At 49.5% G+C, this 16737-nt stretch carries 13 protein-coding genes; 7 read left to right on the plus strand and 6 right to left on the minus strand.

What is annotated here, in order from left to right; genetic code table 11:
- Positions 1–6 precede the first annotated feature (6 nt).
- Together C5S61_RS02395 and C5S61_RS02400 are read left to right on the plus strand one after the other, a co-directional pair.
- Complete coding sequence (locus C5S61_RS02395) at positions 7–1923, plus strand: PAS domain S-box protein (protein WP_110513527.1); 1917 nt, start codon at positions 7–9, stop codon at positions 1921–1923.
- 94 nt (positions 1924–2017) lie between these two features.
- On the plus strand, positions 2018–3670 hold the full coding sequence (locus C5S61_RS02400) for a VWA domain-containing protein (protein ID WP_110513528.1): 1653 nt from the start codon (positions 2018–2020) through the stop codon (positions 3668–3670).
- Between the two features lie 62 nt (positions 3671–3732).
- Here C5S61_RS02400 and C5S61_RS02405 read toward each other — a convergent pair whose 3' ends face one another.
- The 4 genes from C5S61_RS02405 to C5S61_RS02420 all read right to left on the minus strand — a co-directional run bounded on the left by C5S61_RS02405 (position 3733) and on the right by C5S61_RS02420 (position 8703).
- Complete coding sequence (locus tag C5S61_RS02405; protein WP_164689177.1) at positions 3733–5781, minus strand: protein kinase domain-containing protein; 2049 nt, start codon at positions 5779–5781, stop codon at positions 3733–3735.
- Between the two features lie 413 nt (positions 5782–6194).
- Positions 6195–6941: a hypothetical protein gene (locus C5S61_RS02410; protein ID WP_110513530.1), complete on the minus strand. Its 747-nt coding sequence runs from the start codon at positions 6939–6941 to the stop codon at positions 6195–6197.
- Between the two features lie 222 nt (positions 6942–7163).
- Positions 7164–7907, minus strand: coding sequence for a hypothetical protein (locus tag C5S61_RS02415; RefSeq protein ID WP_110513531.1), 744 nt, complete (start codon positions 7905–7907; stop codon positions 7164–7166).
- A 91-nt stretch (positions 7908–7998) separates the two neighbouring features.
- Positions 7999–8703 (minus strand): hypothetical protein, encoded by a 705-nt coding sequence (locus tag C5S61_RS02420; protein WP_124033366.1) that lies wholly within the window; start codon positions 8701–8703, stop codon positions 7999–8001.
- A 649-nt stretch (positions 8704–9352) separates the two neighbouring features.
- On the opposite strand from C5S61_RS02420, the gene folP reads away from it, so the two are divergent.
- Both folP and C5S61_RS02430 read left to right on the plus strand, forming a co-directional pair.
- On the plus strand, positions 9353–10609 hold the full coding sequence (folP, locus tag C5S61_RS02425) for a dihydropteroate synthase (RefSeq protein WP_110513533.1): 1257 nt from the start codon (positions 9353–9355) through the stop codon (positions 10607–10609).
- 3 nt (positions 10610–10612) lie between these two features.
- Positions 10613–11533: a cytochrome c biogenesis CcdA family protein gene (locus C5S61_RS02430; protein ID WP_110513534.1), complete on the plus strand. Its 921-nt coding sequence runs from the start codon at positions 10613–10615 to the stop codon at positions 11531–11533.
- A 389-nt stretch (positions 11534–11922) separates the two neighbouring features.
- Here the strand turns inward: C5S61_RS02430 and C5S61_RS02435 are convergent, their stop codons facing one another.
- Both C5S61_RS02435 and C5S61_RS02440 read right to left on the minus strand, forming a co-directional pair.
- Entirely contained in the window at positions 11923–12522 is a 600-nt protein-coding gene (locus C5S61_RS02435) for a hypothetical protein (protein WP_110513535.1), read from the minus strand.
- Between the two features lie 162 nt (positions 12523–12684).
- Complete coding sequence (locus C5S61_RS02440; RefSeq protein ID WP_110513536.1) at positions 12685–13698, minus strand: MBL fold metallo-hydrolase; 1014 nt, start codon at positions 13696–13698, stop codon at positions 12685–12687.
- A gap of 112 nt (positions 13699–13810) precedes the next feature.
- Here C5S61_RS02440 and C5S61_RS02445 point away from each other — a divergent pair, with 112 nt between their 5' ends.
- The 3 genes from C5S61_RS02445 (at position 13811) to C5S61_RS02455 (ending at position 16404) form a co-directional block, all read left to right on the plus strand.
- A complete protein-coding gene (locus C5S61_RS02445) occupies positions 13811–14527 on the plus strand; it encodes a PP2C family protein-serine/threonine phosphatase (protein ID WP_110513537.1) in 717 nt (238 codons plus the stop codon).
- 59 nt (positions 14528–14586) lie between these two features.
- Positions 14587–14934 carry a nucleoside/nucleotide kinase family protein gene (locus C5S61_RS02450; RefSeq protein ID WP_110513538.1) on the plus strand — a complete coding sequence of 116 codons (348 nt, stop codon included), beginning with the start codon at positions 14587–14589 and terminating at the stop codon, positions 14932–14934.
- A 189-nt stretch (positions 14935–15123) separates the two neighbouring features.
- Positions 15124–16404: a hypothetical protein gene (locus tag C5S61_RS02455; RefSeq protein ID WP_110513539.1), complete on the plus strand. Its 1281-nt coding sequence runs from the start codon at positions 15124–15126 to the stop codon at positions 16402–16404.
- Positions 16405–16737 lie beyond the last annotated feature (333 nt).

The following is a 16737-nucleotide window of genomic DNA, read 5'->3' on the forward strand; positions in this document are numbered from 1 at the left end:
CGAACCATGCGTGCATTCTTTACTCCAGCCACATGGCTGATGAAACGCCTAACGTATCCCCAAAAATTCGGGTTATTGAGTTTGGTTTTTGCCATTCCATTAACCTTTTTGCTGAGTGCAATATTAACTGATCTGCAACGTGAAATAAACTTTACCCGCAGCGAATTAAATGGCACTGCCTATTTGCAACCGCTGCGTGGCCTCATGCAATCGATTGTTGAGCAACAATTATTGGCTGAACGCTATCTCGGTGGCGACCAAGCCTCATTAAGCCCGCTCTTGCTCAAAAACGAAGCCATCGCCAAACAACTCGAAGAATTTAAAACCTTCGATGTCCAATATAAAGACCGCTTTGATACCCAAACCCAAATAACCGTGCTTTTCAATGAATGGGAACGGCTGCAAGCCCAATTGACCTTGCGCAGCGTGTCTGATAGCAATGCCGCTCACAATCGTTTGCTGCAAGCGGTACGCGCCTGCATGCAGCGCATTGGCGATCAATCGGGCTTAATTCTCGATCCCAATATCGATAGTTATTACTTAATGAATGCGCTAATTGAAACGCTGCCAGCCCATCAATCGGCAACTGCGAGCGTGGCCAGTGCAGGCGGTAATGCAATCGAACGCGGCACGGTCAGCCCTGAAGAACGCAATACGCTCACGGTCGTCAATAGCCAATTGCAAGAAACCAACACCGAAATCAACTATAGTTTAGGCGTGGTCTTTAACAATAACGAAGCCTTACGCCCAGTGATGGAAGAATCGGTGCGGAATTTCATTCAAGCCACCGAAGAGCTTAGTTTCCAAATTCTGCTTGAAGTGATTCGAGTTGAAACGCCAACCGTCGATGCCACAACCTTTCGCCAAGAAACCGAGCGCACCCTCAACAGTAGTTTTAAGCTTTGGGATGATTCGTCAACCCAGCTTGATGCGCTGCTCAATCAGCGGATTAGCCAAGCTCAAACCCGCCGCGCGTTCTTCATTGGCCTGATCGCCTTGCTGGTTTTGCTGGCAATTTATCTCTTCCTTGGCTTCTACCGCGCAGTGATGGATACGGTGCGCGCCTTCCAACGCGCCGCTGGCAGTATGCTCACCTCAAATACGCTGAGCAATGTCAACATTGATACTCGTGATGAATTAGGCCAAGTTGCGACTTCTTTCAACTCAATCGCTAGCGCCATGGTCGAATCGAGCAGCCAACGCCAAGCAATTGTTGACCACGCTGCCGAAGCGATTATTACCTACGATCAACAGGGCATTATTCGCTCGGCCAATCGCGCTGCTGAACGCATTTTAGGCCGCAACGTCGATCAATCAAACATCGCCGAGGTGCTGGGGGTTGAATTGGCAACGCTCCAACAACAAACTGGAGCCGCTGAATTTGATGTGCGCTTGCCCAACGGCGAAACCCAACCGGTTGAAATGGTGCTCGGCACGATGCAAACTGGTGAGCAGCAACTGTGGATCGCCTTCCTACGCGATATTCAGATTCGCCGCCGCACCGAGCAAGAGCGCAATCAATTGCAAGCTGAAATGATTCGCGGCCATACGGCGATGCTGGCCCGCTTGAGCGCCCCGTTAATTCCGCTGAGCGATACCGTGATGGTTATGCCATTAGTCGGGGCGCTTGATGGCGAGCGGTTGCAACAAATTACCAATAATCTGCTTGATGGCATTTCGAGCCAACGCGCACGAGTTGCCTTGCTCGACATGACTGGCGTGCCAAACGTTGACCGCGAAGTCGCCAGCCGCTTGTTACGGGCCGCCCAAGGCATTCGCTTGCTTGGCGCAACCCTGATTTTGACTGGCGTTCAGCCTGATGTGGCTCAAGCATTAATCAGCGTTGGCGGCAATCTCGACGATCTCCAAACCTACCCCACCTTGCAACAAGGCATTCGCAGCGTACTACGCAACCACGCGTAACCTCAGCCATCCAACCCGCGTACCAGCAACGAACCTTTCTTAACGCCTTGCAAAGCGCTACAATAGAGCTTGTCAGTTTAAGGAGATTAAGCTTATGCAACGCTTCTTCCGTAGTTTTCTCATCGTCATTATGCTAGTACTCGCCGCCTGTGGCGAGGAAGCCCAAGTACCTACGAATACGAGCCAAACCAGTGGCCCAGTTGTAGGCGCAAATGATCTGCTGATTAGCATCACCTATAGCCCAGAAAAAACCAAATGGCTGCAAGAACGCATCAGCACGTTCAATAACCAAAATGTGCAGTCAAATGGCAAACGGATTGTGGTGCAAGGCACTGAGCTTTCCTCGGGCACAGCCCGCACCCAACTGCGCGCTGGCCAGCTAAAAACCACCATCTGGACACCTTCGGCTTCAACATGGCTGGAAGTCTTGAAGAAAGAAAGCAATAACCCAAACATTGCCGAGCCTGATCCACAATCGTTGGTATTGACCCCAGTGGTTATTTCGATGTGGAAACCAATGGCCGAAGCCATGGGCTACCCCGATAAAGAGGTTGGCTGGTCGGATATGCTGGCTTTGATTCAGGATTCCGAGGGCTGGGGCAAATTTGGTCAACAAGATTGGGGCCGCTTCTCGTGGGGCCACACCGACCCCGACATTAGCACAACCGCACTTTCAACGGTGTTGGCCGAATTGTATGCAGCCAACAGTAAAACCAGCGATCTGACCGTTGAAGACATTAACCAAGAAAAAAGCCAACAATTTTTGCGCGATTTGGCGCAAGGCATCAAGCACTATGGCTCGAACACCTTGGTGTTCAGCCAAAACATGCAAAAATATGGCATGGCCTATATCTCAGCCTTCCCGATGGAAGAAATTACCCTGATTGACTTCAATAAGCAAGCGCCAAATGTGCCGCTGGTGGCAATTTATCCCAAAGAAGGCACGTTTATCCACGATAATCCATTTATTGTGATGAGCGATGCCAGCGCCGACGAAAAAGCTGCGGCCAGCGTGTTCTATAATTTCTTGCTTACGCCTGATAGCCAAAATTTGGCGATGCAGCAAGGCTTTCGGCCAGCGAATGTTGATGTTGCTTTGGCCTCGCCATTAACCCCGCAATTTGGCGTAGACCCCAATCAGCCACGTAATTCGTTGGCAACCCCACCAGCAGATGTGATTGTGGCCGCCAAAAATGCTTGGGCCAACAACCGCAAGCCAGCCAATATTATGTTGGTTGTCGATAGCTCTGGCTCGATGCGCGACGACGATAAGATGGATCAAGCCAAACTTGGCGTGGAAGTCTTTCTCAGTCGCTTGCCGAGCAAAGATAATGTCGGCATGATTGGCTTCGCATCAAGCCCAAGCGTGTTGGTGCCGCTTGCAACCCGCAGCGAAAATATGTCCAAGCTACAAATGCAAACCCAAGGGCTAGTGCCCGATGGCAATACATCGCTTTATGATGCGGTTGATCTAGCCCGCCAAGAGCTGGAAGCCCTCAAACAGCCCGACCGAATTAATGCAATTATCGTGCTGAGTGATGGCGCTGACACCGCCAGCCAAATCTCAATCGATCAAATGTTGGGTAATTTTGGCGAATCGAGCATTCAAATTTTCCCAATCGCCTACGGCGCTGACGCAGAGAAAAGCATTTTGCAACAAATTGCCGATTTCTCACGCACCGAATTGGTCGAGGGCAGCACTGGCGATATTGATAAAATCTTCGAAAACCTCAGCCGTTACTTCTAAAAAACCAACAGCGCTGGCGTTGCAATCAACGCCAGCGCTGTTTTTCATGCCAACTATCCGAGCTAGTAAATAAAAATAACGAAGATCAGCGTAATCACGAAGGCAGCAGCGAGTGCCGCAACCCCAAGCCAGCTGATAATCCGCGACCAGTCGCGGAAAACCCGCGATTCTTCTTCGCTAATTGTATTTTTGAAGCCCAGCAAATGTAAGGTAAACAAATCGCTTGGCAATTCGCCAGGCTCCTCGATAATAACTGGCACGCTGGGCGTATCAGCATCGTTATCGGCATCGTAAAGCTTGACCACATCGCCATCATCAAGTTGCTGACCAAGCGCAAATTGCAACTTCGTGACCGGCACCATATGCACAATCAAGCGCGCCAGCACAATGCGTTTATCTTTGCTAACTTCGGCCATCGCTTTTTCAACCAAGCTATCGAGCTTAGGAACCAGCGCCCATTCTTTGGGAATGTTGGTCAGCATATAATTGCAAACTTCGACGGCCTCGGCCTGCAATAACCCCTCATCAACATCGGGCAAATCGTCGTGAATGCTCCAATTGAGCGGAATTCGCTGCCAGTTGAAGGCTTTGCGCTTGACGATCATGCCAATACCTTGGCAATCGGGACAAACCAAATAGCCTTTGCCTTTACAATCGCCACAAGTTTGGACTTCGTTTTCGACCACTTGGGTTGGAGTTTGAACCTTATTGCCATTGGCATCGGTGACATCGACCATCTTTTCAACAGTTTTGGTGATGGTAACGCGGCCATTGCCTTTACATTTTTGGCATAAGATGTTGCCCTTGGTCGAACAACGGCCACATTGACTGACCTGTTCTGAGCCTTTGATCCGATCGACCAAGCCTTCGGAAGCCACAAAATCGCTAAATTCTGGCAGCTTCACATCCCACACGCCCATTTCCATCTCGCCCGTCATGGGTTGGCGTTCGCGGTCGGCCTCTTGTTTGACAAAGGCTTCGCCACGATGTTCATACAGCACATCGAGCTTGTAGTAGTAGATATTTTGGCTTTGGACGCGATAGAAGGTGGCGAGACGACCAAGGTTGCGCCGGCGGAAGCGCTCGCCCATGCTCCAAGCTTCGAGCAAATTAACCAAATGCTCTGGCTGGCTCAAAATAGCGGCACGCCGATGCGCACGCTTAATATGTTCCGATTTCAGCTGCGGGCCAAGGTATTCTTCGACGGCGTTAGGTTCGAGACCTTCCGCGCGGAAGGATGGGGCTAGATAGAGCGAGTGGCGCTGCACAGAGACGCTCCCTTCACTGATAGTCAAGGCAGGATGCTCCGAAAAAATCCGACGTAGTGCTGCGCTTGCCTCAGCGACTGTTTGATAGCGTTGAGCAGGATCGACCGCCAGCAATTTGGCAATAATTGGGTCGATGTCAGGCGAAAGACCAACTAACGTCGATATGGGTGGATAGGGTTGAACATTCTGAGGGTCGGCGTAATCAAGCGGATCGGCCCATGGCAGACGGCCAGCCAACATCGCATACAAGATCAAACCAAGCCCAAAAATATCGGATTGAGCATTGACTTCGCGTGCGCCGCGCAGATGCTCAGGCGAGAAATAGCCAGGCGTGCCCATCACCACGCGGTTGGTGGTGTTACTGTGGGCTTGTTCCCAACGGGCAATCCCAAAATCGCAAAGCACAACCCGTTGCAAATCGTGATCGAACAGAATATTGCCAGGCGAAACATCGCGATGCACAATGCCTTGGCTATGCGCAAAATCCAAAGCCTCGCCAATTTGGTAAAAAACGTTGAGCGCAAGCTCAGGCGTTAGATGTTGCTGGGGTGCTGTTTCGAGCATGCGCTTCAACGAGCCGCCCATCAGTGCCGCCATCACCGTATAGGCAAACGGGCCTTGCATGCCATGATCATAAATTTCGATGATCTGCTGATGGCGCAGTTTGCTAGTAATTTCGGCTTCGCGCTGAAAACGCTCAACCAACTCTTCGGTATGATTGAGCAAGACTTTAATCGCCACTTGGCGCGGCAAGGCTCGATGTTGGCCAAGAAAAACTGCCGCCACGCCGCCTCGATCTAATTCGCGCTCAATCGTATAGTTGCCAAACGTTCGAGGTAGCACAATGCGGCTCCTGTTCAGCAGACAGCTTCAAAAACTCAATCCAAGCGCAGATTATAGCATAGCCGTCACACATGTGGGGGAGATGGGTAAAAGGATGAATTATGAATTATGAGGGATGAATGCAAAAGTCAAAAATCAAAAGTCAGAAAAGAACATAGAGCATAGAACATAGAACATTCAAAAATCGAAAATTTAACGCAGAGGCGCAGAGATGTGAGGGCTATTGGCTCTAGGCTTTGGGCTATCGGAACATTTATTCGTGTCCTTCGTGCGCTTCGTGGCCAAAAGAAACCCAATCTGCGTCAATCTGTGCCCATCTGTGGCTAAAAAATCATTCTTCGCGTCCTTCGCGTCCTTCGTGGTTTCAATAGCCTAGAGCCAATAGCCTCATTCCCCTTCGTGCGCTTCGTGGATCAATTGCTGGTTGGCGTGGCCGTTACCGGAATCGGCGTACCATTGGGATCGAGCCATTGGCGGGTTTCGAGATTGAAGATTAAGTGCTGGGTCGGCTTAGTTTGAGTTGTGATATAAACTAATGGCCATGTCGCCGATTCGATCAGCAAGACCCCTTGCTTTTGCGGTGCAAGTACGTCAACTGGACGCATTTCGAGATACGTCAGGTTTCCACCATACCGTGAAAATGTTATACCCCCTTGCATTGGGTCTTCCCATAAGACCCCTGTATACACTGTATACGATTCTTGGCGTTGCCAATCATTGACTCCCCAACAATTTCCTTGACCTGCCACGTAGATATCAGGGGCATCTTCCATCGAGTCACATCGACCCTCGCTGAAGAGCGGCTCAGGAGTAAATGTCGCACCAGAGGATAAAGCTGTAGCCCAACTCGCAGTCTCTGCATCCATGGTTGCAGCACTGGTTGGCAACACACCGCCTGCTTCGACGGTCTGGAGATCAAAGGCTTCTTGGGTAAAAGGGAAGTCGGCAGCAATAACGGTTTCGTGAAGAATCGCGAGCTGTGTCATATAAACGTGGGTTGCCACTGCACCAGCAGTAGCGGTGGTATCGGCGGTGGCAACAGCGCGTGCAGATTGGCCACTCCGCAACTCGGTAGCTTCATTGCGGCCACAACTCAGCAGCAGCCCACTGATTAAGAGCGCGAGCAAAATCATGCTACGAAGCAATCCATGATGTACCATTTAAATCTCCTCATCTTTCACACTATAAATCTTCGTGCTCTTCGCGTCCTTCGTGGTTTCGGTTCTTCGTGTCCTTCGTGCGCTTCGTGGCCAAAAGAAACCCAATCTGCGTCAATCGGTGCCCATCTGTGGCTAAAAAATCATTCTTCGTGCGCTTCGCGTCCTTCGTGGTTTCAATAGCCTAGAGCCAATAGCCTCATTCCCCTTCGTGCTCTTCGTGGATCAATTGCTGGTTGGCGTGGCCGTTACCGGAATCGGCGTGCCATTGGGATCGAGCCATTGGCGGGTTTCGAGATTGAAGATTAACTGTTGGGTCGGCGTGGTTTGGGTGGTGATATACACCAATGGCCATGTCGCCGATTCAATCATGATACCCCCAAGATTACTGGGGGTGGTATATTCCTCAACACGTTGTTGCGCAATGGTTAATTCGCTCCCCATTGGCTGAACTAAGAGAAAACCATGCTCATTCTTTTCCAGATCAGCCCCAGCCAGTAAGAAGTAATTGGCAGTCGCGCTTGGATTATGCAGATTAAAACAATTTCCAAGCCGCGTAAAGCGACTCAACGGACATTGATTCTTGAATCCTGCTTGGGGAAGTGGTTCTGGTGTTGGGCTATAGCCTAAGGCTAGTTCTGTTGCAAAGGTACTACGGCGTGGTGAAAGTGTCGAAATACTGCTTGAAGTTGGTAACACGCCGCCTGCTTCAACCGTGGCCAAATCCCACATTTCTTGGGTTTGTTGGGCTGCAATTTGATCTTTAAAGGCCACTACAGTGGCCATCTCGCTAAGTTCGGCTTGGGTTGCCACTGCACCAGCAGTAGCGGTGGTATCGGCTGTACCAACAGCAGTTGCTTGTTGACCACTGAGCGGCTCAGTAGGTAGATTACGGCCACAACTCAGCAGCAGCCCACTGATCAAGAGCGCGAGCAAAATCATGCTGCGGAGCAATCCATGATGTACCATTTAAATCTCCTCAACTTCCACACTATAAATCTTCGTGTTCTTCGCGTCCTTCGTGGTTTCGGTTCTTCGTGTCCTTCGTGCGCTTCGTGGATCAATTGCTGGTTGGCGTGGCCGTTACCGGAATCGGCGTGCCATCACGATTGGCCCATTGGTAGGTTTCAAGGTTAAATAAGACTTCATACTGATCGCCCACCGAAATGACCAAATAAGGCGACATTTCCTTGACAATCGTTAATGCACTTGTATTGGAGGGGAGATAATACTTCCCCATTGGTACATCATTCTCAATGACCTCAATAGATCCACCAACGATTTTATTATTGGCAGCTTTGTTTCGACTACCATAACCATAGACCGTAAAATCTTTATTATTAATCTCGCAATGCCAACAATTGGTGACAAATGTTGCAGGGCCTGGCTCATCGGTCGTACATTCAAGATGTGCAAACAAGCGATATTCCCAGGTTGGCGATGGAGTTACGGGTTCGAAAATAGACATTGGAAGCATGGTGCGATAGGGTTCAGCAAGGCTGGTCGCGGTCTCATCAGCAAAGCGCTGTTCTACTGCTAAATACTCAGCTTCTTTGGTTGCACCTTCTATAACGGCAGTTTGATCAAGAATCGTCGCCGTTAGATCAGCGGTTGGGGTTGGCGATGAGGCAGTTATTATCGGTTGGCTTTGACTATTGTGAGGACGTGGGCTAAGGTCGGATTTTTGGACGCTGGTGCGACCACAGGCAACCAACAAAAGACTGCCAAACACAAGACCATGGACGAAGATTCGGTACTTTCTCACCTACAACTCCCGCAACTCATCCAATTCAGCAGTATGCTAGCACGCAGCGAGCTGAGCGCACAATGAACGAGTACTGATAGTAAACTGAGAAGGCAACAAAGAACAGAGAGCATAGAGCATAGAGCATAGGAGTAGGGATCAGGGGATAGGGATCGGGCTAGCGGTCAGGAGAACAATAATCAAAAAATCTGTGGAATCTGTGGCCAATGGAAAGGATGAAGTATGAGGGATGAAGGATGAAGCCAGTTCCCCCTTCGCGATCTTCGCGTCCTTCGTGGTTTCGGTTCTTCGTGTCCTTCGTGCGCTTCGTGGATCAATTTTTTAACGCAGAGGCGCAGAGAGCGCAAGGATGAAGGATGAATTATGAGGGATGAAGCCCAATAGCCTAGCGCCAATAGCCTTATCCTAAAAATCTGTGCCAATCTGTGGCCAATGGAAAGGATGAATGATGAGGGATGAAGGATGAAGCCATTTCCCCCTTCGTGATCTTCGCGCCCTTCGCGGTTCCCGTTCTTCGTGCGCTTCGTGGATCAAAAAGCAACCTTCGTATCCCCAAGTACAATGAGCAGTTAAAATCAGCTATTGAACCGAGTCGCAAACCGCGATCTATCGGCTAGAATAGCCATGGCTTAGCACGAAAGATTGGATTATGCCTGAATTTGCCTATAACATTCGTCAATATTACCCCCAACAACGCGCTGAATTGTTGCACGTAATCGCCCAAATTGAAACCTACCCCAACGCCGCCGAACGGGTGTTGACCAAGGCCAACCTAATTATGCTGCATTGCGATCAGGTTGATCCGCATACGGCGATGATTGTGAAGCAAGAGTTATTGGCGCTCGACGGCGATGCCTTGGTTAGCCCACACGTGTATTTAGGCCAAAGCAGCAACCCAACCAATCTGCTGGCATGGGCGAATGAGCGTTCGTGGCGGGCCTTGTGCGCCAAATTCCAAGCGATTCCGTTGCCAGCCTTACAAGCCTTGGCCCAACAAATTGGCGCATTGTTACTGCATAATCAAGCGCGTGGCAGCCTCAAGCTTGGCTCAACCCAGTGGCATTGGGGCCAAAAGACCTTGGTGATGGGCATTCTCAATGTAACGCCCGATTCGTTCTCGAATGATGGGCTGCTTGAAGTAGGCATTAGCCAGATTCAGCAACAAGCGCTTGATTTTGCAACTGCTGGAGCCGATCTGTTGGATATTGGCGGCGAATCGACGCGGCCTGGAGCCAGCATTGTCAGCATCAAGCAAGAAATTGCGCGGGTTGTGCCAGCAATTCAGGCGATTCGCCAAGTGTGCCAGCTGCCAATTTCGATTGATAGCTACAAAGCAGAGGTTGTGGCGGCGGCGCTGGCGGCTGGTGCAAACGTCGTTAATGATATTTGGGGCTTACGTCAAGCTGATGGCAGTTGGAATACGGCCTTGGCGCAGGTCGTGGCGCAGGCCCAAGTGCCAATCATTTTGATGCACAATCGGGTCAGCACGGTTGAACAATTTGCCCATGGCACAAATTACGCCGCCAGCGACTATGGCGATATTATTGGCGAAGTCTGTGCTGAATTACGCCAAAGCATCGATTTCGCCTTGCAAAGTGGCATCGCCAACGATTTGATTTTGCTCGATCCAGGCATTGGTTTTGGCAAAAGCCCTGAGCAAAACCTGCAAGTATTACGTCAACTACGCACAATTGCCAGTTTGGGCTACCCATTATTGGTCGGCACTAGCCGAAAATCCATGATTGGGATAACATTAAACCGACCAGTTGAGCAACGCTTGTGGGGTACAGCCGCCACCGTTGCCTATGCCATTCAAGCAGGAGCCGACATTGTGCGCGTTCACGATGTTGCGGCCATGGTCGATGTTTGTCGAATGACCGATGCTTTAGTTCGTCACGAAGGATAGAATATGCAACAAGCGCAAACACAGCGCCAACCCTCCCGACTGTTTACCATGGCTATGATTGGGCTAGCCGTGTTTGTGGTAGCAGCAATTTTGCTGATTGGGGTCGCTCAAGGTGGCCAAAATGTAATTACCTTGGCGGTGCCAGCTTTTATGGCGGGGGTTTTGTCGTTTCTCTCGCCGTGTACCTTGCCCGTGCTGCCAGCCTATTTTGCCTGGACATTTGGGATTAATAGTGCTGGTGATGAGAGTGTCACCCAAAAACGCCAGCGCACCATTATCTCGTCGTTGGCCTTCTTTGCGGGCTTGGCAACCACGATGGTTGTGCTGGGCATGGCGATTACGGCAACCAGCCAAGCCATCCGCGGCATTTCATCCAACAAAGATTTATTTGCCCAAATTGGTGGCGTTATCATCATTATTATGGGCGTGATGAGCATCTTTGGCATTGGCTTCACGGGAGCAAATATCAAACGTAGCTCAAGCGCTACGGTTGGCAGCGCCTATCTCTATGGCCTGACCTTTGCCCTCGGCTGGACGGCCTGTATTGGCCCGATTTTGGGTGCAATTTTGACCTTGCTGATCTCAACTGGGGCTTCGATTATCGCTGGGGCAACATTAACCTTCATCTATGTGCTTGGCTTGGCACTACCCTTAATGATCGTCGCGACCTTTTTCAACAAGTTTGGCCAAGGCTCGAAGGGGTGGAAGCTTCTACGCGGACGAGCGCTAGAGTTTAACATCGGCAAGCGCACGATTATTTTGCACTCCACGAGTGTGATCAGTGGCATCTTGTTGATTGCAGTTGGTATTTTGCTCGTGACAGGCCAAATGAGCACATTAAACGATATTGCGCTCGATAATCCAATTAGCAAATGGGCCAACAACGTTCAATACGATATTCAAAATTTCTTCACTGGCGAGTAGAAATTTCCCCCTCACCCCCCAGCCCCCTCTCCCACTGGACGCGGGCGAGGGGGAGCCACCACAGGAACTGACAAAAAGACAGGGGCCAAATCCAACCTCGCCCACTGAATGAGGGCGAGGGGGAGCCGACCATTTTCACCGCCTAGTGCGGCAGAACCACACGGTTAAAGCCCCTCGCCCGCGCACGGGCGAGGGGTTGGGGTGAGGGGATCTTAACCTGTGTAAGCCAGCCCACGCTCCCACTGCACGTGGACGAGGGGGAGCCGACCGTTTTCACCACCTAGTGCGGCAGAACCACGGTGTTAAAGCCCCTCGCCCGCCGCGTGGGAGAGGGGTTGGGGTGAGGGGATCTTAATACCGATGAACCTATAAACCTGCCATAGCAAGAATCATTCGTTAGTAGCAATTCCATTCATGAGCGAGAAGAGGGACAACGCATTATATTCATCCAAGGTTAAAAATTTGCTCCCAGTTATGCCTTGCGCATGCATAGCGGCCCGAACCTCGTCATGCACAAAGATGAGATAGCGATAGCTCGTATCCAAGCAGACCGGTGGCACATGGCTAGGGAGCGCTGGATTTAGACGCAATGGTGTATCTCGATCATCTTCGTCGTCGCACTGCGGATCGATGATGGATGCTGTTTCCAAGATGCGATAGACCACATAATCGTCGCTTTGCGGCAGGACATATTTGGTTCGCTTATCGCGCAATAGCACGGGATAGGCTTCATGGGGCGTGCCAAACGCATTAAATAGTGATGCAAGCCGCTGGTGAATCAATAAAAAACCAGAAGCATTCCAATAGGTATCGGGCTGGTTCGGCACCGAATGGACGACAAACTCCAAAACCTCTGGGTAGTGCAACGGAACCAGCGGAGTAGCATACTGCCATGCACGATGAATATCGGAGGATGGCAAATTCAAACATTCGGCAGTAAGCGTCTTTCTGCGGTACTCCAGCATATCTGTCTCAAAAATCGTATACATTGGTATCCTTTCTCAATCTGCACATACGCCAAATCGAACATTAATTTAATGATTGCCCAAAACGCGGACAATGTTATAGTCGACGACTCATTCCTAAATCAAAGCGCTTAAGCCCCTCGCTCGTTCGACGGGAGAGGGGTTGGGGTGAGGGAATTTGACCACTTAAAACAATTCATAGACCACATTAATTGGGTCGCGGTCGTCGTCGTCGGGGGCGATATTGACCGGGCGTACATAGCCGCGCAGATACAAATATTCAACAAATGCGCCAACTTTTTCGATGCCCAATAACTCGTCGTAGCCATGCAAGCCCCGATACATCGCAGCACTCAGCTGAGCCACAGTTTGCGGCTGGGCTTTGAGCAAATCGCTAATGCGCTCGATTTTACGCTGATTCGAGGCAAAAATTTGCTCCAAACGCTTGGGCAAGTTTTCGATTGGCTGCTCGTGGCCGCCCAACGTCAAAGCAATCCCATCAAGCTGGGCCACTTGTTGCAAGCCCCAAATATAATGCTCCAAGCCCGTACCCGGCGTGATCATTTCGGGGGCAAGATGCGGTGCGGTGCGGGCCAAAATATGATCAGCACTAAACAACACCTCATCCAAACGCAAACACACTTGGCCTGGGCAATGGCCAGGGGTATACACCACATCGAATAAATCGCACAGCCGATCGCCATCTTCGAAGGTTTGCTCGATTGGCGCGGTTTGAAACGCCTCTTTATTCTGCAAATACATGCCCATCAAATGCTGATGTTGCTCGCCAGAAACCCCTGCATGGCGCAAAAAGCGACTTAATGCCTTGGATGCGAAAAGCAACCGCCCATCGTAATTGGTTATTACCCGTCGATCGGCAATGTGGATGGCGGTTGGCGCTTGGGTAAATTGGCGCACAAACGGCAACCCACCAAAATGATCGATATGCGCGTGGGTCAAAATAATCTGATTGACATCGGCTAGGCTGAATGTTTCGCCCCATTGGTCTTGAATGGCCTCGAAGCCAGCCAGCAAATCGCGATTGGAATTGCCATGACCTGAGCCAGTATCGATCAAACAGATGGTACTATCGGCAACCACCACATAGACATTAGCATAAAACTGCGGAAAAACCTCTACAGGCAGACTGTAGATGCGTGCACCAGCTTGGGTTTCAAAACGTAAAACACGTTGCTCCACAGCGGCCTCCTTATACTACTAAGGCCAATTGTACCGCACCCAAGGCGGGCTGTCTCGTGGTATGATGAACACAGGCAATCGCACCATCAATACTAGAAATCTGAGGATTGTTATGTTGGAACTGCAAGTTGGTGTTGCAAAAGTTGGCAAGTATGCCACCCCAGAAAGCGGCGACACCCTTGAGATGATCGAGCGACCGCATGGCGGCTTTTCATTTGTATTAGCTGATGGTCAAGGCAGTGGGCGGGGGGCCAAAACGCTCAGTAACCTTGTCACAACTAGGGCAATTTCCATGCTCAAGGATGGCGCACGCGATGGTGCTGTTGCGCGAGCGGTTCACGATTATCTGTATGCCTATCGCCATGGCCAAGTCTCAGCAACACTTAATATACTTTCAGTAGATCTTTCAGCCCGAAGTGTGTTAGTATCAAGAAATAATCCTTGTCCATTTTATGTAATCGATGAACAAGGAATGACGACCTACAACGAGCCGTCAACGCCAATTGGCCTGTATTCGATGACCAAGCCGGTGATCACCAAAATTACGTTACGTCCGTATGTGTATGTGGTGGTGTTTACCGATGGCATTTTGCATGCGGGCCGACGTTACAACGAAAGTATTGAGCTCGACAACTATCTTGGCAATTTCAACGTTCGCCAAGGACGAACAGCCCAAGAAGTTACCGATGATTTATTAGGACGTGCAGTGGAACTCGATCAAAATCGACCGAACGACGATATGAGCGTCATCGTGATGGCCGCCTTACCGATGGAGTCGGAAAATAAAGTTCGCCGCATGACCGTCTGTTTTCCAGTAGAACGAGCCTAATTCACAGGCTTCATCGAGGCAAAGCTGGCGGTCAGCAGATACGCTGAAAGGAACCGCCGATGAGTGATCAAGCTGAAACAGTGGTAATTGTGGGGCCATGTGCCGCCGGTAAAACGACCTTACGCCAAGGCTTGGAAACCCATGGAATTCAAGCGCGGGTGATTGCCCAAGAGCATTCTGGGATTCGTGGGCTTTGGCGCAAACATCAAGCAGATTATGTGATTTATCTTGATGTTGATTTACCAGCTGTCCATGAACGTGGCCGACCCACATTCCCTGCTTGGTTACACAATCAGCAGCAACAACGCTTACAAGAAGCCCGTGATGCTGCCGATATTTATCTCGATACCACCAAACATTCGATCAACGATGTCCTGCGCCGGGTACTTTCGGTGATCAGCCACTAAAATAGCAAGCCTGTTTGCAGTAATTGTAAGCAGGTTTGTCGTTTAAGCGCATAAATCCAGTATAATCCTCGTATTCAGCCACAACCGATAGCGAGGATTATAATGTTCAAACCACTCAGAAATTGGTTTCTCCAACAAGATTATCTTATTCTAATTGCTTTTATATTGATTTTTGCAATGAGTGCCTGTATGAACTTTAGTAGTGATACATGGTGGCTCTTACGCACAGGTCAAGATATTTTTCAGCAAAAAAGCATTATTACCACTGATCTCTACAGCTGGACAAATCTCAATGCCTACTGGCCAAATCATGAATGGCTAACCCAAGTGCTGATGTACCTGATTTATGCAATCGGCGGGCTTGGATTAATCGTGATTGCATTTGCATCCGTGGTAACCCTAACATGGCTGATTATTTATCGATTAAGCCCCAGTAGTAGCAAAATAACCTTATTGCTGATCACTTTAGGCATTATCGATAACATTAGTGCGTGGAGCATTCGGCCACAAATTATTTCATTTTTATTATTTATTAGTTTGATTATATTGATTCGTCAGCCAAAATTGCACTGGTGGATTGTGCCTTATATGCTGGTTTGGGCCAATTTACACGCAGGCTTCGTAATTGGCATCGTATTACTTGGTTTAGTTGGGATTGCAGCGATTATCAAACGCGAAGCAATTCTACACTGGCTGATGATTGGGATTGCAGCGGTAAGCGCAACCATGATTAATCCACATGGCTATAAATTATGGCTTTTCACCCTGAATTCACTCGATAGCAGCACCTATAGCTTTATTGAAGAATGGCGCAGCCAAAGCTTGACGAATATCAGTAGCTATCCATTCTTTTTATTAGTTGGCGTGGTTGGGCTGGTTTGGTATAAAAAACGCTACAAACCGAGCACCAGCTACGATTGGTTTTTGATGTTGGCCACACTCTTATTTGGATTTATGGCATTTCGTTCAGTGCGCCAAAGCATCTTTTTCGATGGCTTAGCAGTTTTATTTTTGGCCCAAATGCTCGCACCGAAGCAGGCGATAGCGATTAAAGCCAAAAAAGCCGAACCAATGCAATTAATCTTAGTTGGCATTACCGGTGTTATTGCAGTTGGATTAGCACTATTTGTGTGGAATCAACGCGAGCCACTACTTTCAGAGCCAATTATTGCAGCTTTGGAGCAATGTCCAGCCAATATGTATAATAGCTATAATATTGGTGGCGAGCTAATTTGGTTTGCACCACAAAAGCCAGTTTTTATTGATAACCGTTTTGATCCGTATCCCAAAGACTTTATGCAGGCAAACGTAAGCATGGAACAAACAGGCGAGTATCAAGCCCTGTTTAGCAAATACAATATTGGTTGTGCCATTGTTGAAAATAATAGCCTGCTTGATACGGCACTCACGCGGGATGGCTGGCAGCGTCAAACCAATAATCAAAGTTACAGTGTTTTCTATCAACCATAGCTGCTACAAAATTAATTCAAGCAGTGAGCACACTAAACCATGCTGATCAAAACGTGCAATTAAACAAATAGCCATCATAGACAACAAAGATTGAAGCAATGAGCTAAAGGCTATAAACAACCTCCATGGATGCAATATCCATGGAGGATTTTTGTTTGATAGCTAAACAAAAAGAAGACTCCGTTGGAAAACCAACGGAGTCTATCTGGAATGGTACGCATCCCCCTACGTTCCCACAGCGGGTGCTGCAGTAGCCTCGGTGTGTGTCGCGTTCACGGCCTGGTTCGGGATGGAGCAGCGTGGGGCACAACCACCTCGACACGTACCAAATTG

It is taken from the genome of Herpetosiphon llansteffanensis (assembly GCF_003205875.1).
GTDB lineage: Bacteria > Chloroflexota > Chloroflexia > Chloroflexales > Herpetosiphonaceae > Herpetosiphon > Herpetosiphon llansteffanensis.

What these genes read in the sequence shown, in the direction of transcription:
- C5S61_RS02435 (WP_110513535.1), bottom strand. Translation starts at nt 12,522, where the DNA reads ATGTATACGATTTTTGAGACAGATATGCTGGAGTACCGCAGAAAGACG.
- C5S61_RS02400 (WP_110513528.1), top strand. Translation starts at nt 2,018, where the DNA reads ATGCAACGCTTCTTCCGTAGTTTTCTCATCGTCATTATGCTAGTACTC.
- C5S61_RS02445 (WP_110513537.1), top strand. Translation starts at nt 13,811, where the DNA reads ATGTTGGAACTGCAAGTTGGTGTTGCAAAAGTTGGCAAGTATGCCACC.
- C5S61_RS02395 (WP_110513527.1), top strand. Translation starts at nt 7, where the DNA reads ATGCGTGCATTCTTTACTCCAGCCACATGGCTGATGAAACGCCTAACG.
- C5S61_RS02410 (WP_110513530.1), bottom strand. Translation starts at nt 6,941, where the DNA reads ATGGTACATCATGGATTGCTTCGTAGCATGATTTTGCTCGCGCTCTTA.
- C5S61_RS02450 (WP_110513538.1), top strand. Translation starts at nt 14,587, where the DNA reads ATGAGTGATCAAGCTGAAACAGTGGTAATTGTGGGGCCATGTGCCGCC.
- C5S61_RS02415 (WP_110513531.1), bottom strand. Translation starts at nt 7,907, where the DNA reads ATGGTACATCATGGATTGCTCCGCAGCATGATTTTGCTCGCGCTCTTG.
- C5S61_RS02430 (WP_110513534.1), top strand. Translation starts at nt 10,613, where the DNA reads ATGCAACAAGCGCAAACACAGCGCCAACCCTCCCGACTGTTTACCATG.
- C5S61_RS02455 (WP_110513539.1), top strand. Translation starts at nt 15,124, where the DNA reads ATGAACTTTAGTAGTGATACATGGTGGCTCTTACGCACAGGTCAAGAT.
- folP (WP_110513533.1), top strand. Translation starts at nt 9,353, where the DNA reads ATGCCTGAATTTGCCTATAACATTCGTCAATATTACCCCCAACAACGC.